At 72.3% G+C, this 7,558-nt stretch carries 10 protein-coding genes; 6 read left to right on the top strand and 4 right to left on the bottom strand.

Annotated elements, in window-relative coordinates:
• The 3 genes from larC to VFN12_RS12165 form a co-directional block, all read right to left on the bottom strand.
• The coding region (gene larC, locus VFN12_RS12175) for a nickel insertion protein (RefSeq protein ID WP_325118961.1) at window positions 1-289 on the bottom strand (289 nt) is incomplete at its 3' end.
• Window positions 286-978: a nickel pincer cofactor biosynthesis protein LarB gene (gene larB / locus VFN12_RS12170; RefSeq protein WP_325118960.1), complete on the bottom strand. Its 693-nt coding sequence runs from the start codon at window positions 976-978 to the stop codon at window positions 286-288. The genes larB and larC, both read right to left, overlap by 4 nt.
• Window positions 979-1,012: 34 nt before the next feature.
• Window positions 1,013-1,852 (bottom strand): prephenate dehydratase, encoded by an 840-nt coding sequence (locus VFN12_RS12165; RefSeq protein WP_325118959.1) that lies wholly within the window; start codon window positions 1,850-1,852, stop codon window positions 1,013-1,015.
• Window positions 1,853-1,934: 82 nt separating this feature from the next.
• Here VFN12_RS12165 and VFN12_RS12160 point away from each other — a divergent pair, with 82 nt between their 5' ends.
• Both VFN12_RS12160 and VFN12_RS12155 read left to right on the top strand, forming a co-directional pair.
• Complete coding sequence (locus tag VFN12_RS12160; protein WP_325118958.1) at window positions 1,935-2,333, top strand: DUF4446 family protein; 399 nt, start codon at window positions 1,935-1,937, stop codon at window positions 2,331-2,333.
• A 19-nt stretch (window positions 2,334-2,352) separates the two neighbouring features.
• Window positions 2,353-2,859, top strand: a complete 507-nt coding sequence (locus VFN12_RS12155) for a nitroreductase family deazaflavin-dependent oxidoreductase (RefSeq protein WP_325118957.1) — start codon at window positions 2,353-2,355, stop codon at window positions 2,857-2,859.
• An 81-nt stretch (window positions 2,860-2,940) separates the two neighbouring features.
• Here VFN12_RS12155 and VFN12_RS12150 read toward each other — a convergent pair whose 3' ends face one another.
• Window positions 2,941-4,497, bottom strand: a complete 1,557-nt coding sequence (locus tag VFN12_RS12150) for a YegS/Rv2252/BmrU family lipid kinase (protein ID WP_325118956.1) — start codon at window positions 4,495-4,497, stop codon at window positions 2,941-2,943.
• A gap of 218 nt (window positions 4,498-4,715) precedes the next feature.
• Between VFN12_RS12150 and serS the strand changes: the two genes are divergently transcribed.
• From serS to VFN12_RS12130, 4 genes are all read left to right on the top strand, one after another.
• Window positions 4,716-6,008: a serine--tRNA ligase gene (serS, locus tag VFN12_RS12145; protein ID WP_325118955.1), complete on the top strand. Its 1,293-nt coding sequence runs from the start codon at window positions 4,716-4,718 to the stop codon at window positions 6,006-6,008.
• Between the two features lie 62 nt (window positions 6,009-6,070).
• Entirely contained in the window at window positions 6,071-6,874 is an 804-nt protein-coding gene (locus VFN12_RS12140; RefSeq protein ID WP_325118962.1) for an HAD family hydrolase, read from the top strand.
• Window positions 6,871-7,350 (top strand): GNAT family N-acetyltransferase, encoded by a 480-nt coding sequence (locus tag VFN12_RS12135; RefSeq protein WP_325118954.1) that lies wholly within the window; start codon window positions 6,871-6,873, stop codon window positions 7,348-7,350. The genes VFN12_RS12140 and VFN12_RS12135 overlap by 4 nt, the downstream gene beginning before the upstream one ends.
• A gap of 5 nt (window positions 7,351-7,355) precedes the next feature.
• A partial coding sequence (locus VFN12_RS12130; protein WP_325118953.1) for an HAD family hydrolase occupies window positions 7,356-7,558 on the top strand: 203 nt, incomplete at its 3' end.

Here is a 7,558-nt window from a genome sequence, read left to right as displayed (position 1 = left end):
CGAAGACGCGAAACGCGAGGGACCGGACGTCCTCGTCGAGGCGGGAGCTCCTCAACAGGCCCCGGATGTCGCGCCAGGAGCGGTGCTGTCCCGACTCGCGCGCCCTGACGTGGCAGCGGGTGGCCGCGAAGCCGTTGCGGGTGACCTGCTCGACCCGGAGGTTCACCGGCTCGGGGGAGATTGCGTCGACGGCGTCCTGGAGGACGTCGACGCGGACGCCCACGCCCACCAGGGCGCCGAGCAGCATGTCGCCGCTGGCGCCGGAGGAGGCGTCGACCCAGATCGTCACGGCGCCTCATGGCGGTGCCGGGCGGTCCGCCGCGCCACCCTTGCCGCGAACACGCCGGCGCCGTAGCCGTTGTCGATGTTGACCACGGTCACGCCTGGGGCACACGAGTTGAGCATCGCCAGCAGCGCGGCCAGCCCGCCGAACGAGGCGCCGTACCCCACGCTGGTGGGCACCGCGACCATGGGGACGCCGGTCAGCCCGCCGACCACCGAGGGCAGCGCACCCTCCATGCCCGCCACCACGACCAGACAGTCCGCCTGCTCGAGCTCGTCGCGGACCGCCAGCAGGCGGTGCAGCCCCGCCACCCCGACGTCGCGGACCTCTCGGACACCCGCGCCGTGGACGCGGGCGGTGAGAGCGGCCTCGGCGGCGACCGGGCCGTCGGAGGTCCCGGCACTGATCACCGCCACGGTGCCGGTGGGCTGCGGGAGCGGACCGAGCGAGGCCGCCCGGGCGATCAGGTCGACGTCTGCGTCGAGCTCCCGGACCGCATGCAGTGCCTCGTCGCTGAGCCGGGTGGCGAGGACCGCACGGTCGGGGTGCTTCGCGTGCAGCGTGCGCAGGATGGCGACGACCTGCTCGGGGGACTTCCCGGCGCCGTAGACGACCTCGGCGTCGCCGGTGCGGGCGGCGCGGTCGAGGTCGACCCGCGCGAATCCCAGGTCCTCGGTGCGGGGCTCCTCGGTCACCCCGCGAATCTATCGCCCGCCGGGCTACGTGCTGCTACTGCTGACGGAACGCGTCGGCGGGGTAGACCCCGAGCACCTTGACGTCGGTGGTGAAGAACGCGAGCTCCTCGAGCGCCCGCGCCACCCCGGCGTCATGGGGGTGGCCGTCGACCTCGGCGAGGAACTGCGTCGCGGTGAAGTGGCCCCCGACCATGTAGCTCTCGAGCTTGGTCATGTTGACGCCGTTGGTGGCGAAGCCGCCGAGGGCCTTGTAGAGCGCGGCGGGGAGGTTGCGGACGTTGAAGACGAAGGTGGTCACGACCGGGCCACCGCCGGCCGGCGCCTCGACGTACTCCTGGGCGAGCACCACGAACCGCGTCGTGTTGTGGTCCTCGTCCTCGACGTCGTCGCGCAGGATGTCGAGGCCGTAGATATCTGCGGCCAGCGGCGGCGCGATCGCGGCCTGCGCGGGGTCCTGGGCCTCCGCGATCTCACGGGCGGCCCCGGCCGTGTCACCGGACACCAGCGGGGTCAGGCCCAGCTCGCGGATCACCTTGCGGCACTGGCCCAGGGCGTGGACGTGGCTGTGCACCGTCTTGATCGTGTCCAGGGACGCCCCCGGCGCAGCCATCAGCGTGAACTGGATGCGCAGGAAGTGCTCGGCGACGATGTGCAGGTCCGAGGTCGGCAGGAAGTGGTGGATGTCGGCCACCCGACCCGCGATCGAGTTGTCGATCGGGATCATGGCGAGGTGGGCGTCGCCGGACTCGACGGCCGCGAAGACGTCCTCGAACGACGCGCACGCGACGGCCTCGTGGTCCGGGTACTTCTGGCGGCACACGAGGTGCGAGTTGGCGCCGGGTTCCCCCTGGTAGGCGATGCGCGGGACGGTCACCGAGGCATCTTCCCACGATCAAGTCCCACGGCACGCTCGCGGCAACCGCGTTCGCCCGGCCTGCGGTCATAGGGTTTGCACCGTGCTGATCCTCGCCATCCTCGCCCTCGTCCTGGCGCTCGTCGCGGGGGTGTTCTCGGTGGTCGCGCTGCGACGCACCGGAGACTCCCGCCGCTCCGGCGCCGAGGCCCTGCCCACCGACGTCCACGGCCTGCGCCAGGAGGTCGCCGCGCTGCGCAAGGAGGCGGTCGACGCGCTGCGTCACCTCGCGGTGGTGCGCTACGACGCCTTCGGCGACATGGGCGGGCATCTGTCCTGGTCGCTGGCGCTGCTCGACGACGGCGGGCACGGGGTCGTCCTCACCTCGATCCACGGCCGCAGCGAGGCCCGCACCTACGCCAAGAGCGTCACCGCCTGGACCTGCGAACAGCAGCTGTCGCCCGAGGAGGAGGAGGCGGTCACGCACGCCCGGCCGGCCTGAGGCGCCCTACGCTCTGGACATGAACCCGATCCGATGGCTCGCGATCAGGCTCGGCCGCCAGCCCTGGTTGCCCAGGTTCGCGGCGCAGATCGTCGGGCTCGACCTGCTGATCCAGCGGCTGACCCGGGGCCGGCTGACGCTGCTGTCGCTGGCGGGCCTGCCGGAGCTCCTGCTCACCGTGCCCGGGCGCAAGAGCGGCATCCCGCGCTCCACGCCACTGCTCTGCGTCCCGCACGAGGACGGCTGGCTGGTGGCCGGATCCAACTGGGGCGCCCCGAAGCCGCCGGCGTGGGTGGGCAACCTCGACGTGGCCGACCGCGCCACGGTCACGTTCCGCGGCCGGCCGACGGCGGTGACGCCCCGGCGCGTCCACGGCACCGAGCGGGCGACGTACTGGGCGGTGATGGTCGAGACGTGGCCCAACTACACGAAGTACGCCGAGCGGACCGACCGCGAGATCCCCGTGTTCCTGCTCGAGCCGCCGCGGGGTGAGCCTGCGAACCCCGCGATCAGCGGCGAAGATTGAGGAGCGTCGGCGCAGGCCTGAGCGCAGCGAAGGGTAGCCGCGACGCGTCTCGAAATCCGGTGACGTGCAGGCGACGCGGCCCTAGCGCGGAACCCGGACCAGCAGCCTGCCGTGGATGCACTCCATCCGCAGCTCGCGGCCGAGGCCGATCGAGTCACCGTCGAGCTGGCGCGGGGTGTCCGCTCCGGCCCGGACGACCACCGTGCGACCGGTCATCCGGTTGATCGTGTCGTCGGTCCGGGGCCGCTTGGTCAGCACCCGGAACGCGAGCGGCACCCAGGACAGGAAGCGTTTCGGGTGCAGGATCACCACGTCCAGCAGACCGTCGTCGATGCGGGCGTCCGGCAGCAGCGGCATGCCGGCCTGGAGGCTCCCGACGTTGCCGACCACGACCGTGCGGGCGCGGTGCTTGGTGAACTCCCCGCCGTCGATGCTGACCTCGATCCGCTGGGCCGGGAACATCAGCGACTTCAGGGCCGAGATGACGTAGGCGAACCAGCCGATCCGCTTCTTGATGTCCTCGTTGACACCCTCCATGATCGCGGCGTCGAACCCCATGCCGGCCATGACCATGAAGTGGGTGTCGTCGATGCCGTCCCCGGAGACGGAGGCGAGGTCGATCGCCTGGTCCTGACCGTTGAGCCCGACGTCGATCGCGGCCCGCAGGTAGAGCGGGATGCCGAGGTTGCGCGCCAGCAGGTTGCCGGTGCCGGCCGGGACGATGCCGACCGGTACGCCGGTGCCGGCGAGCTCGGCGCACACCTCGCGCACGGTGCCGTCCCCGCCGCAGACGAGGACCAGGTCGGCCCCCTCGACCGCGGCGGCCTCGGCCATGCCGGTGCCCGGGTCCTCGACCGTCGTGTAGTGCCAGGTGGGCTCGGACCAGCCGGCCTCGGCCGCCATCGTGCTCACGATCGACCGGAACTGGCCCGGGTCCTCGACCTTGGAAGGGTTGAGCACCACGGCCAGCTGCCTGGTCGTCGGCACGGCCTCGGCGAGCGGCTCGGCCGTCTCCGCGTGGCTCCGCGGCAAGGGGCTGTAGACCGCGACGCCCAGCAGGACGACGAAAGCGCCCAGCAGCACCCCGGCCAGGACGTCGCTCGGGTAGTGGCGCCCGAGCAGGACGCGGTCCGCGCAGACGAGTACGACGACGAGTCCGGCGACCACGTAGGCCACTCGCCGCACGTTGGAGCGGCGGACCAGCATCGCCACGAACACCACGACCAGTCCCGCGAACGCGGCGATCGAGGAGGCGTGACCGGACGGGAAGGCGTTGTTGTGCAGCAGCGCGGTCGGGTCCTGCCACACCGGGCGGGCCCGGCCGAAGGCGTTCTTGAGGAGCGTGGTGGCGACCGACGTCGCGACCATCACGCCGACGGTGAGGTAGGCCGCCCGCCGGTGGTTCCGCGCGAAGAGGGCGGCCGCCAGGAGGACGGTGAGGATCGTCATCGCGATCGTGTTGAAACCGACCTCGATCACGCGCAACCCGGGATGGAGCGCCGGCCTGCCGGCGGCCCACTCCTCGACCGGTCGTCCCTGCCGGTCGAGCGACGCCAGCGGCGCCCACTCGGTGGCCACCATGACGGTGATGACGACGAGCAGGCCGAGGCACAGCACGGCCCAGCCCAACGGGGCCACGCGGGATCGCTCGAGCAACTCGCATCTCGTTGAAGTCGGGAATGTCCGCGTCAGGGTACCCAGTCGGGGTCACCCGCTATCCGTGTGACCGTGCTCGGTGCCTGCGGCTAGCCTTTCGGTGTGAACCACCCCACGACGAGCCCTGCTTCGAGGCGGTCGCTGGTCGACCATCCCGGGACAGGCGCTGCGACGCTCACCTCTCCGCGGGGACCCCGGACATGATCGACCCCCGCCTCCTGCGTGACGATCCCGACCGGGTCCGCGCCGCCCAGGTCAAGCGCGGGCTGCCGACCGACGGTGTCGACCGGGCGCTGGCCGCCGACGCGGCCCGGCGCGAGGCCATCGCCAGCTTCGAGTCCCGGCGCTCCGAGCAGAAGCAGCTCGGCAAGCAGATCCCCCGCGCCGAGGGCGAGGAGAAGCAGGACCTGCTGGCGCGGACCAAGGTCCTCGCCGGCGAGGTCAAGGCGGCCGAGGCCGCGCAGTCGGCCGCCGAGGCCGAGTGGCAGGCCGCCCTCATGTCGATCCCCAATGTCGCGGCCGACGAGGCCCCGGCCGGTGGCGAGGACGACTTCGAGGTGCTCGAGGTCGTGGGTGAGCCGCGGGACTTCGCGGCGGAGGGGTTCGAGCCCCGTGACCACGTGGAGCTGGGCAGGATCCTCGGCGCGATCGACCTCGAGCGCGGCGCGAAGGTGTCGGGCTCGCGGTTCTACTTCCTCACCGGCGTCGGCGCCGAGCTGGAGTTCGCGCTGATCAACCTCGCGCTGGAGCAGGCGCGAGAGTCCGGTTTCACCCAGGTCGTGGCGCCCTCGCTGGTCAAGCCGCGCGCGATGGAGGGCACCGGTTTCCTGGGGCAGGCGGCCGACGACGTCTACCGGATCGAGGGCGAGGACCTCTACCTGGTCGGCACGTCCGAGGTGCCGATGGCGGCCTACCACTCCGACGAGATCCTCGACGGGTCCGCGCTGCCGCTGCGCTACGCCGCGTTCAGCCCCTGCTTCCGCAAGGAGGCCGGTTCGCACGGCAAGGACACCCGCGGCATCATCCGCGTCCACTGGTTCGACAAGGTGGAGATGTTCGTCTACACCACCGTCGAGGAGTCCTTCGCCGAGCACCAGCGGCTGCTCGAGTGGGAGAAGCAGTTCCTCGACAAGCTCGAGCTGGCCTACCGGGTGATCGACGTGGCCGCGGGCGATCTGGGGCTGTCCGCGCAGCGGAAGTTCGACTGCGAGGCCTGGATCCCCACCCAGGGCCGGTACCGCGAGCTGACCTCGACCTCCAACTGCACCGACTTCCAGACGCGGCGGCTCGACACCCGGGCTCGCTTCGAGACCGCCGAGGGCGGGAGCGAGGTGCGTCCGGTGGCCACGCTCAACGGGACTCTCTGCTCGATCACCCGCCCGATCGTGGCGATCCTGGAGACCCACCAGCAGGCCGACGGATCGGTCCGGGTGCCCAAGGCACTCCAGCCCTGGCTCGGTGGACGCGAGGTACTGGAGCCGGTTCAGCGGTGAGCGACCCCACGTCGGCCGGGTCGGGACCGGTCGGGAACCCCAACCACGGCTGGACGCCCAAGCTGGTCGCCCTCGACATCGACGGGACGCTGTTGAAGTGGGTCGAGGGCGCCGGCACGACCCATGAGGAGATCTCGCCTGCCGTCCACGACGCCGTACGACGCGTGCTGGACCGCGGAGCGCATGTCGTGCTCTCGAGCGGACGATCGCCCCACGGCATGGTGCGGATCGCCGACCTGCTCGGCCTGCCGGCCGCGGACGGTGACCGGCTCTGGGTGGTGGCGTCCAACGGCGCCGTGGTCTTCCGCTACCCCCCGCTCGAGGTCGTCCACGAAGAGACCTTCGACGCGGCGCCCGCCGTGGCGGCGGTGCTCGAGCACCACCCCGAGGCGCTGGTGGCGGTCGAGGAGCGTGGGGTCGGCTACCGGGTCAACCGCCACTTCCCGCTGGGAGAGCTCTCCGGCGACATGATCATCACCGAGGTGGACGATCTCGTGGCCGGCCCGGTCAGCCGGGTGATCATCCGCGACCCCGAGGCCACCGCCGAGGACTTCGTCGAGCTGGCCGCCAGGCTCGGGCTGCACGGCACCGACTACGTCGTCGGCTGGACCGCGTGGCTGGACCTGAGCCCGGTCGGCGTCTCCAAGGCCTCGGGCCTGGCTCTCGTCGCGGAGCGGCTCGGAGTCGGACAGGGCGACGTCCTCGCCATCGGCGACGGCCGCAACGACCTGGAGATGCTGCGCTGGGCCGGGCGTGGCGTGGCGATGGGGCAGGCGGTCGAGGAGGTCCGGGCCGCCGCCGACGGCGTCACCGAGACGGTCTACGACGACGGCGTCGCCACCGAGCTCGGACGCTGGTTCCCATGACCCTGCCGGCCGAGATCGCCTCGACCCGGCTCCGGCTCACGCTGGTGACACCGGCGGAGGCGGCCGCGATGCGCGACGGACGTCGCGATCCGTCGTGGCACCCTGCCTATCCGCGTCCCGACGACGTCGACGCCGCCTCGATGGCGCGCGAGGGCGACCCGTGGGGACCGCGGCACATCGTGTGCGACGGGCTGGCGGTCGGGACCATCGGAACGCTCGGCCGGCCGGAGGACGGCGAGGTCGAGGTGGGCTACGGCCTCGTCGAGGCGGCACGCGGGCGCGGGATCGCGACCGAGGCGCTGCGTGCGCTGCTCGCCGAGACCGACGCGGCCGGTGTCCGGGTCCGGGCCGGGGTCCGCCCTGACAACGGCGCCAGCCTCAAGGTGCTCGCCGGGTGCGGCTTCACCGAGCTGCGCGGCAGCGACGAGGAGGGTGCGCTGGTGCTCGCGCGTCCGTTGCCCGAGCCACGGGCCTGATCGCCGTGGCGCGGCTGGTCGCCACCGACCTCGACGGCACCCTGGTGCGCACCGACGGCACGGTGTCGCCGTACGCCCACGACGTCATCGCTGCCCTCGACGACGCGGGAGTTCCGGTGGTGTTCGTCACCGGTCGCCCGCTGCGCTGGGCCGAGGAGGTCTTCGAGTACGTCGGAGCGCACGGGCTGGCGGTCGTCTCGAACGGCGC

Source organism: Nocardioides sp. (assembly GCF_035703625.1).
GTDB lineage: Bacteria > Actinomycetota > Actinomycetes > Propionibacteriales > Nocardioidaceae > Nocardioides.
The sequence above is the reverse complement of the archived record's forward strand: the minus strand, read 5'-3'. Positions and strand labels throughout refer to the sequence as shown.